At 73.8% G+C, this 16,515-nt stretch carries 11 protein-coding genes; 7 read left to right on the plus strand and 4 right to left on the minus strand.

The window, feature by feature from the left end; genetic code table 11:
- The first annotated feature begins 26 nt into the window (after positions 1 to 26).
- On the plus strand, positions 27 to 4,772 hold the full coding sequence (locus OG956_RS30680; protein WP_330341248.1) for a hypothetical protein: 4,746 nt from the start codon (positions 27 to 29) through the stop codon (positions 4,770 to 4,772).
- 16 nt (positions 4,773 to 4,788) lie between these two features.
- Here the strand turns inward: OG956_RS30680 and OG956_RS30685 are convergent, their stop codons facing one another.
- Positions 4,789 to 5,313, minus strand: coding sequence for a hypothetical protein (locus OG956_RS30685; protein WP_330341249.1), 525 nt, complete (start codon positions 5,311 to 5,313; stop codon positions 4,789 to 4,791).
- Positions 5,314 to 5,729: 416 nt separating this feature from the next.
- Between OG956_RS30685 and OG956_RS30690 the strand changes: the two genes are divergently transcribed.
- The 4 genes from OG956_RS30690 (at position 5,730) to OG956_RS30705 (ending at position 10,319) form a co-directional block, all read left to right on the plus strand.
- Positions 5,730 to 8,744 (plus strand): sensor histidine kinase, encoded by a 3,015-nt coding sequence (locus tag OG956_RS30690; RefSeq protein ID WP_330341250.1) that lies wholly within the window; start codon positions 5,730 to 5,732, stop codon positions 8,742 to 8,744.
- Positions 8,741 to 9,175 carry a roadblock/LC7 domain-containing protein gene (locus OG956_RS30695; protein ID WP_330341251.1) on the plus strand — a complete coding sequence of 145 codons (435 nt, stop codon included), beginning with the start codon at positions 8,741 to 8,743 and terminating at the stop codon, positions 9,173 to 9,175. Before OG956_RS30690 ends, OG956_RS30695 begins: the two co-directional genes overlap by 4 nt.
- Positions 9,176 to 9,184: 9 nt before the next feature.
- Positions 9,185 to 9,580 (plus strand): DUF742 domain-containing protein, encoded by a 396-nt coding sequence (locus OG956_RS30700; protein WP_330341252.1) that lies wholly within the window; start codon positions 9,185 to 9,187, stop codon positions 9,578 to 9,580.
- A 133-nt stretch (positions 9,581 to 9,713) separates the two neighbouring features.
- Entirely contained in the window at positions 9,714 to 10,319 is a 606-nt protein-coding gene (locus OG956_RS30705) for a GTP-binding protein (protein WP_330341253.1), read from the plus strand.
- Positions 10,320 to 10,464: 145 nt separating this feature from the next.
- Here OG956_RS30705 and glpK read toward each other — a convergent pair whose 3' ends face one another.
- The 3 genes from glpK to OG956_RS30720 form a co-directional block, all read right to left on the minus strand.
- On the minus strand, positions 10,465 to 11,985 hold the full coding sequence (glpK, locus tag OG956_RS30710) for a glycerol kinase GlpK (protein WP_330341254.1): 1,521 nt from the start codon (positions 11,983 to 11,985) through the stop codon (positions 10,465 to 10,467).
- A gap of 103 nt (positions 11,986 to 12,088) precedes the next feature.
- Entirely contained in the window at positions 12,089 to 12,838 is a 750-nt protein-coding gene (locus OG956_RS30715; RefSeq protein WP_330341255.1) for an MIP/aquaporin family protein, read from the minus strand.
- A 438-nt stretch (positions 12,839 to 13,276) separates the two neighbouring features.
- Positions 13,277 to 14,926, minus strand: a complete 1,650-nt coding sequence (locus OG956_RS30720; RefSeq protein ID WP_330341256.1) for a GGDEF domain-containing protein — start codon at positions 14,924 to 14,926, stop codon at positions 13,277 to 13,279.
- Positions 14,927 to 15,121: 195 nt separating this feature from the next.
- Here OG956_RS30720 and OG956_RS30725 point away from each other — a divergent pair, with 195 nt between their 5' ends.
- Entirely contained in the window at positions 15,122 to 15,931 is an 810-nt protein-coding gene (locus OG956_RS30725; RefSeq protein ID WP_330341257.1) for a M15 family metallopeptidase, read from the plus strand.
- Between the two features lie 46 nt (positions 15,932 to 15,977).
- On the plus strand, positions 15,978 to 16,514 hold the full coding sequence (locus tag OG956_RS30730; RefSeq protein WP_330341258.1) for an NUDIX domain-containing protein: 537 nt from the start codon (positions 15,978 to 15,980) through the stop codon (positions 16,512 to 16,514).
- Position 16,515: the final 1 nt, after the last annotated feature.

The raw sequence follows: 16,515 nt of genomic DNA on the forward strand, positions 1-16,515 counted from the left end.
CCGAAGACTTACGACGAGAGTCCGCCATGTACGAGCTGTCCCGGGTCCGCCTCTACTCCATCGGTCCCGCCGGTGCGCGCTACGCCGACACCGTGCTTGACCTGCGGGGCGTCGGCGAGCCCGTGCCCGACCCGGCGCCCACGCAGGCGGAGTTCTTCGAGGAGGAGCCGTCCGGCCCGCCGCGCCGGCCCGCGCCCGCGGGCGTGCTCTTCCTGGAGAACGGCGGCGGCAAGTCCGTGCTGCTCAAGCTGATCTTCTCGGTGATGCTGCCGGGCCACCGCAACACCCTCGGCGGCGCCAGCTCCGGCGTGCTGCGCAAGTTCCTGCTCGCCGACGACTGCGGACACGTGGCACTGGAGTGGCAGCACGTGCAGACCGGCGAGTGCGTGGTCGTCGGCAAGGTGAGCGAGTGGCGCGGACGGCAGGTCTCCAGCGACCCGCGCAAGTTCGCCGAGGCCTGGTACTCGTTCCGGCCCGGACCGGGGCTCAGCCTGGACAACCTCCCGGTCGCCGAGTCCACCGCCGTACGGCCGCCCGCCGAGGGCACCTCGGGCGCCCAGGGCCGCCGCCGCACCATGAAGGGCTTCCGCGACGCCCTGACGGAGGCCGGCAAGGCCTACCCGCACCTGGAGGTGCACTGGGAGGAGATCCACGACCGCTGGATCGAGCACCTCGGCGACCTCGGCCTCGACCCCGAACTCTTCCGCTACCAGCGGGAGATGAACGCCGACGAGGGCGAGGCGGCCGGCCTCTTCGCGGTCAAGAAGGACTCCGACTTCACCGACCTGCTGCTGCGCGCCGTCACCGACACCCGGGACACCGACGGCCTCGCCGACCTCGTCAGCGGCTTCGGCAACAAGCTCGGCCGGCGCGCCGAGCTGATCGCCGAACGCGACTTCACCGCCGGCTCCGTCGACCTGCTCGGGCGGATCGTCGAAGCCGCCGGGGCACGCGCACGCGCGCGTGAGGTCCACGTCGGCGCCGAGCGCCGTACCCGCACCCTCGCCCGGCGGCTGACCGCGCGGGCGGTGCAGGAGCGGGTGCGCGCCGCCGACCTCGCCCAGCGGGTCACCGCCGCCGCGTACGCCGTCACCCACTCCGAGGGCGCCCGCGAGCGCAGCGCCCTGATCGCCGCCGAACTCGCCTACCGGCACGCCTCCCTGGCGCTCGCCGCAGCCGAGAAGTCCGCCGCCGCGCAGAAGCGCGAGCTGGCCGACGCCCGCACCCTGCACTCCGCCTGGCAGGCCGCCGAGGCCGTGCTCCGGCACCGCGCCGCCGCCGACCGCGTCGCGCGCGTGTCCGCCGCCATCCAGGAGGCCGAGCGGGACGCCGCGCCCGCGCTCGCCGCCCGCGCCAAGGCCGCCGTGGACCTCGTACGGGCCCTGCACGCGGCCGCGGAACGCGCCGAAGCCCTCGCCAACGAGGAGGAGGAGCGCTCCGCCGCCCTCCAGGAGGCCTCCGACTCCGCCTACCGGGACTCCACCACCGCCGCCACCGAGGCACAGCGCGCCCGCAGCGAGGCCGGGCATCTGCGCCAGCGCCTCGCCGAGGTCGAGCAGGAGACCGCCGAGGCCGTCCGCGCGGGCTGGCTCGACGACAGCGCCCCCGACGCCGACCCGGCGCGCGCCGCCCTCGCCGCGAGCGACGCCGAGAAGAGCGCCGTCGCCGCCTGGGACGCGGCCCGCGAGGCCGCCCGCAAGGCCACCGAGCACGCGCGTGAGGCCGCAGCCGCCGAGACCCGCGCCGAACTGACCGCGGCCCGCGCGGCGGACGCCGCCACGGCCGCCCAGCGCGCCTACGACGCCGAGCGGCGCCTCGCCGAGTCCCTGGCCGCCGAAGAGCGGCTCGCGGAACTGCTCAGCCTGCCGGGCGCGCCCGCGGCCGGCCGGCCCGGAGTGCCCGGTCCCCGGTCCAGCGCCGACGACGCGCCGGGCGCCCGGGGCGGCGCGCGGGCCGAGCAGGGCACTGACGCGGAAACGGATGCCGGCACGCGTGACGGCGCCGCCCAGCCGGCGGGACCGGGCGCGCACGGCACCTCCCGCCCGCTCGCCGAAGGCCCCCTCACCCCCGAGGAACTGGACCGCTTCGCCGACGAGTTGCGCGAACTCCTCGACGACGCCGTCTCGGCCGCCGAACGGCACCTCTTCGAACTGCGCACGGCCGCCGCCGACGACTCCAGGATCCTCGGCGCGCTCGGCGACGGCGGACTGCTGCCGCCCGGCCCCGACGTCCTGGCCACGGTGGAGTTCCTCGGCGAACACGGCATCCCGGCGCTGCCCGGCTGGCGCTACCTCGCCCAGGCCGTCGACCCCGCCGACCACGCGCGGGTGCTCGCCGCCCGACCCGAGCTGGTCGACGGCGTCATCATCACCGACCCGGACACGCACGCGCGTGCCCGCGAGGCCCTCCAAGACGCCGCCCTGCTGCCCCGCTCCGCCGTCGCCGTAGGCACGGCCGCCGCCCTGCTCGCCCCGGCCCCCGCCGCCGACGCCGCTCCGGGCGACGTCTTCCTCGTGCCGCCGAACCCGGCCATGCACGACGAACACGCCGCCGACGAGGAACGCCAGGCGCTGCGTGCCCGGGCCACCGAGCGCGACGAGGAGATCCGCGCCCTCGCCGCCCGGCTCGGCAAGGACCGCGAACTGGCCGCCCGGCTCGCCTCCTGGCGCACCGGCTGCCCTGCCGGACGCCTCGCCGAACTGGCCCGGGCGGCCGAGGAGACCCGCGCGTTCGCCGAGGAGGCCGAGGCCGAGCTGGCCGCGGCCCGAACCGTCCGCGCGGAGGCCGACGAGGCCGCCGCCGAGGCCGTGCAGGCCCGCGACGAGCGGCAGGAGGCCGCGCAGAAGGCCCGCCGCGCCGCCGACGCCCTCGCCGGACTCGCCCACCGGCTCCGCGAGCGCGCCGGCTGGCAGGCCCGGCTCCGCGAACTCGCCGACGAGGCCGCCGAGTCCGAGGCGCGCGCCCAGACCTGCCTGGAGCGCGCCCGCGCCGCCGACGAGGACCGCCGCGCCGCCCAGCGCGCCGCCGACGACGCCCGCCGCACCGCGCGCGCCCTGCGCGCCGAGCGCTCCGAGATCGCCGGCGCCCCCGACGACGTACCGGTCGAGGACGCCGACGCCCCCCAGGCCTCCCTGCCCGCCCTCCGCGAGGCCTACCGGGCCGCCTCCCAGGTGTACGAGAAGGTCGGCGTCGGCGCCGACCTGCGCGCCGAGCAGGCCCGCGCGGAGAGCGACGAGAGCGCCGCCCGCGCCGAACTCGACCGGCTCAGCAACAAGGTCCGCACCCGCGCCGAGCAGCTCCTCCAGTCGCCCGACGGCTCCGACGGGCCCTCCCGGCAGGCCGCCGCCGCACGCGCGGAGGAGCTGGTGCAGCTTCTGGAGACCCGCATGTCCAGCGCGAGCGAACAGCTCGGCCGGCTGCGCGGCGAGGCCGAACGGCACGCCCCCGAGGACGGCGAGGCGCACACCGAGCTGCCCGAGGAACTCGTCCCGCGCGACGCCGAGCACGCCCAGGCGCTGCTGCGCACCGCGACGGCCGAACTCGCCGCCCGCACCGAGGCGCTGGCCGAGGCCCGCGAGGCGCACGCCGAGCTGCTGGAGGCCCACCGGGCCGCCGAGGACGCGGCCGGCGGCTTCGACGAGATCGCCGCGATGCTCCGCGACCTGCTGCGCGAGCACACCCCCGACGAGGAGCAGGAGGAGCCGGAGCCGTACCCCGGCAGCCTGGAGGACGCCCGGCAGTCCGCCGCCGAGGCCCGCCGCTCACTGCGCGGCTGCGCCGCCGACCTGTCCGCCGCCGAGGCGGCCGTGCGCGAGGCGAGCGACGTCCTCGTCCGGCACGCCAACTCCACGCGCTACGAACAGGTCCGCACCCCCGCCCGGCAGCAGATCCGCGAACTGCCCGCGTCCGCGCTGCCCGAGCACGCGCAGAAGTGGGCCGACGCCTTCGCGCCCCGGCTGCGCGTCCTGACCGACGAGCTGGCCCAGCTCGAACGCAACCGCGACTCCATCGTGGACCGCCTCCGGGGCCTCGTGGAGTCCGCCCTCGCCACCCTGAGGTCCGCGCAGCGGCTCTCCCGGCTGCCCGAGGGCCTCGGCGAGTGGTCCGGCCAGGAGTTCCTGCGCATCCGCTTCGAGGAGCCCGACCAGGCCACGCTCACCGAACGCCTCGGCGAGGTCATCGACGAGGCCACCCGCGCGGCCGTGAAGAAGAACTCCGACCTGCGCCGGGACGGCATGTCGCTGCTGCTGCGCGGCGTCGCCGCGGCGCTCCAGCCCAAGGGCGTGGCCGTCGAGATCCTCAAGCCCGACGCCGTACTGCGCGCCGAGCGCGTCCCCGTCGGGCAGATGGGCGACGTCTTCTCCGGCGGTCAGCTGCTCACCGCGGCGATCGCCCTGTACTGCACGATGGCCGCGCTGCGCAGCAACGACCGGGGCCGGGACAAGCACCGGCACGCCGGCACGCTGTTCCTGGACAACCCGATCGGCCGCGCCAACGCCACCTACCTGCTGGAGCTGCAGCGCGCAGTGGCGGACGCCCTCGGGGTGCAGCTGCTCTACACCACCGGCCTGTTCGACACGACCGCCCTGGCCGAGTTCCCGCTGGTCATCCGCCTCCGCAACGACGCCGACCTCAGGGCCGGCCTGAAGTACATCAGCGTGGAGGAACACCTCAGGCCCGGACTGCCCCGGCAGCCCCGGGCCGGGGAAGCGGTGCACAGCGAGATCACGGCGACGCGCATGTTCAGGAAGCCGGCGCCGGCCACGCCGTAGCGGCGCGGCCGGCGACTCAGGGATGGGACAGCTGCCCGGCGCCGCCCCGGCGGCGTATCCGGTCCTGCTCGCGCAGGGCCGCGCGCTCCGCGCGCCGCCGGGCGCGCCGCTCGCGGCGCAGCGCCCGGGCCGTGCTGCTCGGCTCGGAGACCACGCCGTACCGTTGGTTCCACACCTGGCGGGTCACCCACACGTCGACCGCGGCCCAGGTGGCCACCACCGTGCTCACCACGCTGCTGATCACCAGGGGGAACGCCGGCCAGGTCCCGGCCATCGTGCACAGGAACGCCACCATCGCCTGTATCAGCGTCACCGCGATGATCAGCAGCGCCCGCACCGCCGCCGTACGCACCGGATCCGGCAGCGGATGCCGCTTGGCCGGCTCCTCGACCCACAACGGCCGGTAGTACTGCGGCTCGGCGGTCTCCTCGGCGCGCCGACGCGCCGGAATGCCGCGATCCGGTGACCCAGGGCCCCGCCCCGCCGCCGGGCGTCCCGCCACGCTCTCCTCGGGCGCTTCGCGCCGCTCCGCAGTGTCCATCACCGTGTCACTCCCCACCGCCAGACCGCTCGCCCCGGCGTCACAAGACTCCGACTCCCCAGTGGCTGCCCGGCTTGCGCTGTTTTACGCCGCCGGGGTGCGGGATGCGGCTCCTGTGGCCCATTCCGCCCCCATTTCCCGTAGAGGAGGACGAACGAGATCACCCGATGATTCCCGGTCGGCGAAAAATTCCAGCCAACCACCCGGTAACGACGCGTCGGTCCCACCATGCTCGGGTGCTGGATCGAGGCGGCCATCTCCCGCAATGCCCGGACAACTCGCCCTGTCTCGCCGCCGCAGCGGAAGTTCGCCCTCCGGACATGTCTTCGAGTTAACTGTGAGGCGGTAGTAGGCTCGCGCCGTTTGTTGACGGACATGTGCACCCCCGGCCGGCGGGGGTCGAGCTGGGGGAGGCCATGCGCTTTCGCGGGAAGTCCATCCGCCGGAAGATCGTGGCGCTGCTTCTCGTGCCGTTGGTGTCCCTGACCGCCATCTGGGGCTTCGCGACGGTACTCACAGGGCGCGAAGCGGCCCGGCTGTTCCAGGTGACGGACGTCCAGCAGGACATCGCCTACCCCGCCGAGGACGCCATCCGCGTCCTGCAGCAGGAGCGCCGCCAGACCCTCGTCTACCTCGCCGACCCCAGAGCCGCCGACGCCGTGTCCGCGCTGCGGCGCACCCGCGCCGCGACCGACCGCGCCCTCGCCAAGATCCGCCGGAACGCCGGCGGCAGGCACGTTTTCGACGGCCTGGACGTGGCCGACAACGAGCGTCTGACCGCCGTCCTGGACGCCTTCGACGGCCTCGACTCCCTGCGCCACGGCGTCGAGCAGGGCACGGTCACCCGGGCCCAGGCCTACGATCTCTACAACCGCCTCGTCGACCCCTGTTTCACGCTGCTCGCCTCCCTCGAAGGCATCGACGACGTCGCACTGGACGCGCAGGCACGCGCGATGGTCAACATCGGTCGCGCCCGCGAACTGCTCTCCCGCGAGGACGCCCTGCTCGGCTCCTCGCTCGTCGTCGGCCGGCTGACCCGCGCCGAGCGGCGCGCCATCGCGGACCTCGCCGCCCAGCGCACCGTCCTGTACGACGTCAGCCTGCCGCTGCTGCCCGCCGCCGAGCGGGACCGCTACGAAGGCTTCTGGAAGAACGCCGCCACCGCCCCGCTGCGCACGGCCGAACGGACCGTCATCGACGCGGAGTCCGGTACGCCGCGCGGTGTCACCGCGCAGAGCTGGGACTCGGCCGCCGCGAGCGCCCTGGACGACCTCGGCACCCTCGACGACCAGGTCGGCGACCGCTTCCAGGACCGTACGCGCCCGGTGGCGGTCGGCGTCATCGTGCAGGCCGCCGTCGCCGGGCTGCTGGGCCTGGTCGCGCTCGTCGCCTCCCTCGTCGTGTCGGTCCGGATCGGCCGCCGCCTCGTCCGCGACCTGCGCCGGCTGCGCACGGAGGCGCACGAGGCGTCCGGTGTCCGGCTGCCCAGCGTGATGCGCCGGCTGTCCGCGGGCGAACAGGTCGACGTCGAGACCGAGGTGCCGCGCCTGGAGTACGACAAGAACGAGATCGGCGAGGTCGGACAGGCCCTCAACACGCTCCAGCGCGCCGCCGTCGAGGCCGCCGTCAAACAGGCCGAACTGCGCGCCGGCGTCTCCGAGGTCTTCGTCAACCTCGCCCGCCGCAGCCAGGTGCTGCTGCACAAGCAGCTCACCCTCCTCGACACCATGGAGCGCCGCACCGAGGACACCGACGAACTCGCCGACCTCTTCCGCCTCGACCACCTCACCACCCGCATGCGCCGGCACGCCGAGGGCCTGGTCATCCTCTCCGGCGCCGCGCCCTCCCGGCAGTGGCGCCGCCCGGTGCAGCTGATGGACGTCGTACGGGCCGCCGTCGCCGAGGTCGAGGACTACGAACGCGTCGAGGTACGGCGCCTGCCCCGGGTCGCCGTCACCGGTCCGGCCGTCGCCGACCTCACCCACCTCGTGGCCGAACTCCTCGAGAACGCCACGGTCTTCTCGCCCCCGCACACCGCCGTGCAGGTGCTCGGCGAGCGGGTCGCCAACGGCTTCACGCTGGAGATCCACGACCGGGGGCTCGGCATGACGGCCGAGGCGCTCCTGGAGGCCAACCTGCGCCTCGCCGAGACGCCCGAGTTCGAACTGTCCGACACCGACCGGCTCGGCCTGTTCGTGGTCAGCCGGCTCGCCCAGCGGCAGAACGTCCGGGTCTCCCTCCAGCCGTCGCCGTACGGCGGCACCACCGCCGTCGTCTTCATCCCGGACGCGCTGCTGTCCGACGACGTACCGGACACCAACGGCCTCGGCTTCCGCCTCGACCGGGACCGGCCGGCGAAGGGCGGCGCGCAGGCGGGCCTCGCCGGCGTGCGGTCCATGGCGCCTGCGCCGCTCCCCGGCCTGCCCACCTCGCTGCTCGACGGCCCGGTCGAGCTGGAGGCGCCGGTGGATCTCGACGCCCTCGACGACTTCCCCGGAGTCCTGGCCGACGAGGACAGCACGCGCGGCGGGCTGTTCCGGCCCCGCCGCTCCGGTTCCGGGGCGGACGACACGGCGCCCGCCCCGTCCGCCGAGGCCGACGACACCGGGCCCATACCGCTGCCGCGTCGGCAGACCCCGAAACTGGTCAGCTCGCACGGCAGGCCCGTCACCGGCCGGCGCTCCCGCCGCGACGAACCGGACCCGCACCCCTCCGCCGGGTCCCGCAGCCCCGGCGCCGAAGGACCGGCCCCCCTCCCGACCCGCCGGCGCACCCCCACCCGCGGACAGCCCGCCGACCCCGCGGACCGGGCCGGTGAGCGCGAGGCGACCGCCCTGGAGAGCAGCGACGTGCCCGCGCTGCCGCGCCGCACCCGCACGACGCCCTCCGCCGAACCGCCCGGCCGGACCGCCGAGGACCGCGAGGCGCTCGCCGCGCAGAACACCGACGCGGTGCCCGACGCCCCCGCCTTGCCCCGGCGTACCCGGCCTACGCCCTCTGCCGACGGCACCGAGGGGATGTCGGGTGGCGCTGCGTTGCCGCGGCGTACCGGGTCCACGGCCTCGGTCGAAGGCGCTGAGGGGATGTCGGGTGGCGCTGCCCTGGCCCGGCGTGCCCGGTCCACGCCCTCCGCCGAAGGCATCGAGGGGGCGTCGGATGGCGCTGCAGCCGGGGACTCGGACGCTGCCGAGCCGTCCGCCGGCCCCCTGCCCCGGCGCATCCGTCAGGCCAGTCTGGCCCCCCAGCTCAAGCAGGACACCGCGCCGCGCGCCGAGCGCGGGGCACAGCCCGCCGACCGCGACGCCGAGGAGGTCCGCAGCCGGATGGCCTCGCTCCAGCGCGGCTGGCAGCGCGGCCGGCGGGAGAACGCCGCGGGCGACGACGCCCACGACGGCACAGCACAAGGAACGACAAAGGGGGACGGTCGATGACCGCACCGAAGGCGACCGGCCACACGGCGACCGACAAGGGAGGGCTCAACTGGCTCCTGGACGACCTGGTCGACCGGGTGGCCAGCATCCGCAAGGCCGTCATCCTGTCCGGCGACGGGCTCCCGACGGGTGTGTCCAAGGACCTGACCCGCGAGGACAGCGAGCATCTGGCCGCCGTCGCATCCGGCTTCCACAGCCTGGCCAAGGGCGTGGGCCGCCACTTCGACGCGGGCGGCGTCCGGCAGACGGTGGTCGAGCTGGACGACGCCTTCCTGTTCGTCACGGCCGCCGGGGACGGCAGCTGCCTCGCCGTCCTGTCCGACGCCGACTCCGACGTCGGACAGGTCGCCTACGAGATGACCCTGCTGGTCAAGCGGGTCGGCGCACATCTGGGCAGCGCACCGCGCACCGATCTGCCCGCAGGCGGGTAGTGAGATGTCATGAGCGCAGACGGTCAGGGAAGAAACCACTGGTTCGACGACGAGGCCGGGCCGGTCGTCCGTCCCTACGCCATGACGCGCGGCCGGACCACGAGTCCGGGCCAGCACCGGCTCGACCTGATCGCGGTGGTCGTCACGGAACCCGGCGTGGAGGACCCGGAAACGGATCCGACGCTGGCGCCGGAGCACGTGGAGATCGTCGGGCTGTGCCGCCGCGAACCGCAGTCGGTCGCCGAACTCGCCGCCGAACTCGACCTGCCGGTCGGTGTGGTGCGTGTCCTCGTCGGCGACCTCGTGCACGCGGAACTCGTCCATGTCACGCGTCCGGTGCCACCGGCCGAGCTGCCGGACGAGCGGATCCTGCGTGACGTGATCAACGGCCTCCGGGCCCTGTGACGTCGGCCAGGAGCCCTCGGCCAGGAGCCCTCGGCCAGGAGCCCACGGCCAGGACTGTCACGCAGGACTGCCAAGCACGATCCCTGTCAAGCACGATCCCTCCAGCAGGGCCCCCGAGCAGGAGAAGAGACCGATGATCTTCGGGCGTTCTGAGCGCGGCGCGTCCCCGGTCGAGCCCGTCACGCTCAAGATCCTGGTGGCCGGCGGCTTCGGCGTGGGCAAGACGACCCTCGTCGGAGCCGTCAGCGAGATCAGGCCGCTGCGCACCGAGGAACCGCTCACCGAGGCGGGCCGCCCGGTCGACGACACCAGCGGGGTGGAGGGCAAGCACACCACCACCGTGGCCATGGACTTCGGCCGCATCACCCTGCGCGACGATCTGGTGCTGTACCTGTTCGGCACGCCCGGACAGGAACGGTTCTGGTTCATGTGGGACGAGCTGTCCGAGGGCGCGCTCGGCGCCGTCGTCCTGGCCGACACCCGCCGTCTCGAGGACTGCTTCGCCGCGGTCGACTACTTCGAGCGGCGCGGCATCCCCTTCCTCGTCGGCGTCAACTGCTTCGAGGGAGCGGCCCGTTACCCGGCCGAGGTGGTCCGGCAGGCCCTCGACCTGGACGACGGCGTTCCCGTGCTGCTGTGCGACGCGCGAGAGCGGGAGTCGGTCAAGGAGGTGCTCGTCGGAGTCGTCCAGCACGCGATGGACCACGCCGCGGACCGCCGCCGGGCCGCCCTGCGCTGACCGGCGAGGCGGCCTCTCCGCTGAGTGAGGGGCACGGCCCGTACCCCCGCCGACAGGGGTACGAGCCGTGGTCCGGTGAGGAGCCCTCACGCGCGCGTGCCGGGACTCTTCGACGAGTGGCCCTCACGCGCGTGTGCGCGATCCCCTACGCGTCGCCCTCCTCCAGCCAGCCGAAGCTCTTCTCCACCGCCTTGCGCCAGTTGCGGTACTCGCGGTCGCGTACCGACGGCTCCATCGCCGGTGTCCACTCCGTGTCCCGCTGCCAGTGGGACTTCAGCTCGTCCAGGTCGTTCCACACGCCCGTCGCTAGACCGGCCGCGTACGCGGCGCCCAGACAGGTCGTCTCCGACACCCGGGGCCGGATCACCGGTACGCCGAGGACGTCCGCCTGGTGCTGCATGAGCAGGTTGTTCCTGGTCATGCCGCCGTCGACCTTCAGGGTGCTGATCCGCACCCCGGAGTCCTGGTACATGGCGTCCACGACCTCCCGGGTCTGCCAGCTCGTCGCCTCCAGCACCGCACGCGCGAGGTGCGATTTGGTGACGTACCGGGTGAGGCCGGTGACGACACCGCGCGCGTCGGAGCGCCAGTAGGGCGCGAACAGGCCCGAGAACGCGGGCACGATGTAGGCGCCGCCGTTGTCCTCGACGCTCGCCGCCAGCGTCTCGATCTCGTCGGCGGTACGGATGATCCCGAGCTGGTCGCGGAACCACTGGACGAGCGCGCCCGTGATCGCGATGGAGCCCTCCAGGCAGTAGACCGGCGCCTCCCCGCCGATCTTGTACCCCATCGTCGTCAGCAGCCCGCTCTTGGACGGCACCGGCCGGTCGCCGGTGTTCAGCAGCAGGAAACTGCCGGTGCCGTAGGTGTTCTTCGCGGTGCCCACGTCGTAGCAGGCCTGCCCGAAGACGGCGGCCTGCTGGTCGCCCAGCGCGGAGGCGACGGGCACCCCGGCGAGCTGTCCGACGGCCGTGCCGTACACCTCGGCGGAGGAGCGGATCTCCGGCAGCATCGCCTCGGGGATGTCCATGGCGGACAGGATGGCCGGATCCCACTGGAGGGTCTGAAGGTTCATCAGCATGGTGCGGCCGGCGTTCGTGACGTCGGTGACATGCCGGCCGCCCTCGGTGCCGCCGGTGAGGTTCCAGATCAGCCAGGAGTCGATGGTCCCGAAGGCGATCTCGCCGCGCTCGGCGCGTTCCCGCAGGCCGGGCACGTTGTCCAGCAGCCAGGCCGCCTTGGGCCCGGAGAAGTAGCTGGCGAGCGGCAGTCCGGTCTGCTCCCGGAAGCGGTCCTGGCCGTCCGCGCCGCCCAGTTCGCCGCACAGGGCCGCGGTGCGCGTGTCCTGCCAGACGATCGCGTTGTGCACGGGTTTGCCCGTGGCGCGGTCCCACAGGACGGTGGTCTCCCGCTGGTTGGTGATGCCGAGGGCGCTCAGCCGGTCGGCGCGCAGCCCGGCCTTGGCGAGCGCTCCGGCCACCACGGCCTGCACCTTGGACCAGATCTCGGTCGCGTCGTGCTCCACCCAGCCCGGCTTGGGGAAGATCTGGCGGTGTTCGCGCTGGTCGACGGCGACGATGGCGCCGCTGTGGTCGAAGACGATGCAACGGCTGGAGGTGGTGCCCTGGTCGATGGCGGCGACGTAGGTGTCGGCGGTGTCCGTCATGGCGGTCCCCTGGGTCGCTGGGTCGGGTCGCTGGTCTGAGGGGCGCGTTGCGGGGAGAGCGGCGAAGCGGGCGTTCGGGGCCGGAAGAAAGGGATACGGCGGATCAGAAGGCCGCGTTGTAGAGGCCGCCGGCGATGGCCCCGCCGATCAGCGGCCCGACGACCGGTATCCAGGCGTAACCCCAGTCGGAGGTGCCCTTGTTGGGGATCGGCAGGAAGGTGTGCACGATGCGCGGGCCGAGGTCGCGGGCGGGGTTGATGGCGTAACCGGTGGGGCCGCCCAGGGAGAGCCCGATGCCCACGACGAGCAGGGAGACGATCAGCACGGTGGTGCCGGACTCGCCGAGCCCCTTCGTCAGCCCGAAGGCGAGGATCGGCAGCACCAGGGCGACGGTCGCGATGATCTCGGTGACCAGGTTGGCGATCGGGTTCCGGATCTCGGGGATGGTCGAGAAGATGCCGAGCGTCGGCACCGGTTCGTCGGCCGTGCCCTCCGTGGTGTCCTCCTTGCGGACGTTGGCCTGGAACTGGGCGAGGTACACCAGATAGGCCAGCACGGCCCCGAGCATCGCGCCGACGAGCTGCCCCAGCAGATACACCCACACCTTGCCCCACTTGCCGGTGTCGATGGCGATGCCGAGGGTGACCGCGGGGTTGAGCTGGCCGCCGGAGAGCGGAGCGGCGGTGTACGCGCCCGCGAGGACGCCGAAGCCCCAGCCGAACGCGATGACGACCCAGCCGGAGGCCCGTGCCTTGGAGTATCTGAGGGTGACGGCGGCGCAGACTCCGGCACCGAAGAGGATCAGGATCGCGGTGCCGATGACTTCGCCGACGAAAATGTCTCCGTTGCTCATGGCGGCTCCCTTGGCGCCTTTCGGGGCGGGCGGCCCCGGACTTCCGTGCGGGAAAGCTCCGTTGGCGTCTGCAGCCGGAGGCAGGGAGTCCTCAGTCCCGCCCGGCGACCGTGACGAGCGTGCCGTCGCAGCCGTATCGCCGGGGAAGGACGGGTCGTGGAGCAGGACAGACCCGTGACGCAGTGCCTGATAACGCCGAGAATGTACGGCGATGTCGGCTGACACCGGGAAGTGTTCACCGGCGCCCGGGGGGCGTCAAGGTGGTCGACGGCGACGGTGACATCGAGGCGCGCTGACCGTGGCCTCCCAGAGCCCCTCCCCGCGCCGGACGACCTTCGCCGCCCGGGTCACCGACGCCCGGCCGCGACGGACAGGTGGCCCCGCCGGCACATCGCTCACCCGGCCATGGGCCGCAACGGGCAGGAGCGGCAGGGATCTTCACCGCCCCGGTTCCACCACCGCGTAGCCGGCAGGCGCCGGCGCCGCCCCCGAGCCGCGCCGCACCTCGTGACCGGGCAGCCCCGCCCGCCCCAGCACCCAGCTCGCGCCGCGCAGCGCCTTGGCGGCCTGCTTCAGCGGAGCCAGCTGGGCGGCGGCCTGCCGGTGGTCGCCCACGCTGCCCGGTGCGCACACCACGGTCGCCAGCGAGAGGGTGACCGGCCGGCCCCCGGCCGACCAGGGCGCGTCGAGCACGGCGGCGACCAGCGGACCGAGCGCCTCCTCCTCGGCCAGCACCAGGAAGTCGTCGCCGCCGATGTGCCCCACGCGCGCGTGAGCCGGGGCCGCCTGTTGCAGGGCCCGTCCGACCGACCGGATCAGCTCGTCGCCCGCGGCGAACCCGGCGCCGTCGTTGACCTGCTTGAAGTGGTCGATGTCCAGCCAGCTGAGCGCGAAGGCGCGGCCGTCCGCGATCCGCCGGTCCACCTCGCCGGTGATCGCGTCCGAACCGGGCAGCCGGGTCAGCGGGTTGAGCCCGGCCGCCTCCTCCACCCGGCTTTCGGCCAGCGCCCGCACCAGGTCCGCGAGCCGTACGACGCCCACGCACCGGCCGTGCCGGTCGACCACCGCGACATCGTCGGACGTGCGGTCCCGGCCACCGACCGCGACGACGTCCAGCACCTCCCAGGCGGTCGCGTCGACGCCGACCGTCCGGGGCGCGTCCCCGAGTTTGAAGGCCGGCCGGTCGGCGTACAGGGCGTGCCCGTAGCGGCCGGACATCGACAGCAGGAACCGGGACCGGTGCACCGAGCGCACGGGCCGGCCCGCCTGGTCCACCAGCAGCACCCCGGACACCTCGGGCGACCCGGTCAGCAGCGCTCGGACCTGTCCCGCCGAGGCGGTCACCGGCAGTACGGCGGCCGGGCGCACGAACTCCCGTACCGACGGCCCCGACCGGGGCGCACCGACGGTGCCGGGGGAGCGGGGCGGAACGTATACGTCCGCGGCGGGGATCCGGGCCGGCGGCGCGAACAGCTCGCCCTGGCCCAGTTGCGCCCCGGCCGACAGCGCCGCCGCGTACTGCAGTTCCGTCTCCACGCCCTCCACGGCGACCAGGGCGCCCAGTTCCTCGCACAGCGTGCGCATCGCCCGCACCGCGGGCGGCCGGGCCAGCAGGCAGGCGTCCAGCTTGACCAGGTCGGGGGAGAGGTCGGTGAGCAGCCGGAGCGGTACGTCACCGTCCCCGACGCCGTCGGCGCTGATCCGGAACCCCTGTTCGCGCAGCGCGGCCACCGCCTCCAGCAGGGCTCGCTGCGGCACGTGCGTGTACGGCGGGACCACGTCCAGCGTCACCTCCCAGGGCAGCCGTCCGGCCGCGCGCACGGCGTCGTGCAGCGGGGTGAGGCCACCGAGGTCGGCGAGCGTGGCCGCGAACACGTTCAGGTGCAGCGGCAGCAGGGTCTCCTTGCGTGCCGCGGCGCGCAGCGCCGACACCGCGAGTCTCCCGTCGAGTTCGGGATCCCGGCGGGCCTCGGCCAGGATGTCGCCCGTCTCCGGGCGGGCGAGTGTCTCCAGTGCGGCGACCGCGCCCGTCCTCAGGTTGACCACCGGCTGGAAGGCGAAGCGGAGAGTGTCCGTCCAGGAGTGCACGGGAGCATGATTGCGCTGCCCGCGTACGCCCAGGCGCAGTTCATGAGACGTTCACGCAGGATTCCGGGGCGGTCACTCAGCGTGGCATCCCAGGGGTCACCATGCCTCCCTCACCCCACCGTGATCGGCGCCGCCGGTCCGGAAGGGGGCGCAGAGCTTCCCGGCCGCAACGCGCACCTGATAGATGCAGGAGACATGACACGACTCACCAGTGCAGTCCGCGGTCTCGTCACCGCCCTCGCCGCCCTGCTGGCCGTGACCACCGCCCCCGCGACCGCCGGGGCGGCCACGGATCCCAGGGCGCCCAAGGACTTCGTGGCTCTGAGCAGCGTGGATCCCACGATTCTCCAGGAGATCCGCTACTTCACCCCGCACAACTTCGTGGGCGAGCGCATCGACGGCTACGAGCAGCCCCTCTGCATCCTCACCCGCCCCGCCGCCGAGGCCCTCCACAAGGCCCAGCGCCTCCTGCTGCGCAAGGGCTACACCCTCAAGGTGTACGACTGCTACCGGCCGCAGCGCGCCGTGAACCACTTCGTCCGCTGGGCCCAGGACCTCGACGACCAGGCGATGAAGGCCGAGTTCTACCCGAACGTCGACAAGACCCGGCTCTTCGCGGACGGTTACATCGCCGAGAAGTCCGGCCACAGCCGCGGCTCGACCATGGACCTCACGATCGTGAAGCTCCCGGCGCGGCCGACCCGCCCCTACCACCCCGGACAGCCGCTCGTGCCCTGCTACGCGCCCAAGGACGAGCGCTTCCCCGACAACTCCGTCGACATGGGCACCGGGTTCGACTGCTTCGACACCCTCGCGCACACCCTCGACCCGCGCATCCAGGGCGTACAGCGCGCCAACCGCCTGCTGCTGAAGAACACCATGGAGAGCCTCGGTTTCGTGAACCTCGCCGAGGAGTGGTGGCACTACACGTACCAGCCCGAGCCGTACCCGGACACCTATTTCGACTTCCCCGTGTCCCGGAAGTCGCTCACCGGCGGACACTGACCGCCTGCGCAAGACCGACCCACTTCCGATCGGATACAGTCCGCGCGTGTCCGAAACTCAGCACTCAACTGCCAATTCCGCACCGGACTCGCATTGTTCGAGGTGCGGAGCGCCCTATGGAGAGGGCGTTTCCGGCTGGCCGCGCACCTGCCCCGCGTGCGGAACGGTCGCCTACCGCAATCCGCTGCCGGTCGCGATCGCGCTCCAGCCCGTGTACGACACCAAGGGCACGGCCCTCGTCGTCATCACCCGGACCGTCGCCCCCGCGCGCGGGGGCACGGCCCTGCCCGGCGGCTACATCGACGACCGGGAGGACTGGAAGCAGGCCGTCGTGCGCGAACTCAAGGAGGAGACCGGCATCGACGCGGCCGCGCGCGACGTGCGGCTCGTGGACGCCATGAGCTCACCCGACGGGCACCTGCTGCTGTTCGGACTCCTCCCGGAGCGCCCGGTGGAAGGCCTCCCGCCCGCGGGCCCCACGGACGAGACCGAGGGCTGGGAGCTGCTGCGCCGGCCCGAGGAACTGGCCTTCCCGCTGCACACCCTGGCCGTCAGGGCCTGGTTCGAGGGCCGGTACGTCTGAC

It is taken from the genome of Streptomyces sp. NBC_00557, assembly GCF_036345995.1.
Lineage (GTDB): Bacteria > Actinomycetota > Actinomycetes > Streptomycetales > Streptomycetaceae > Streptomyces.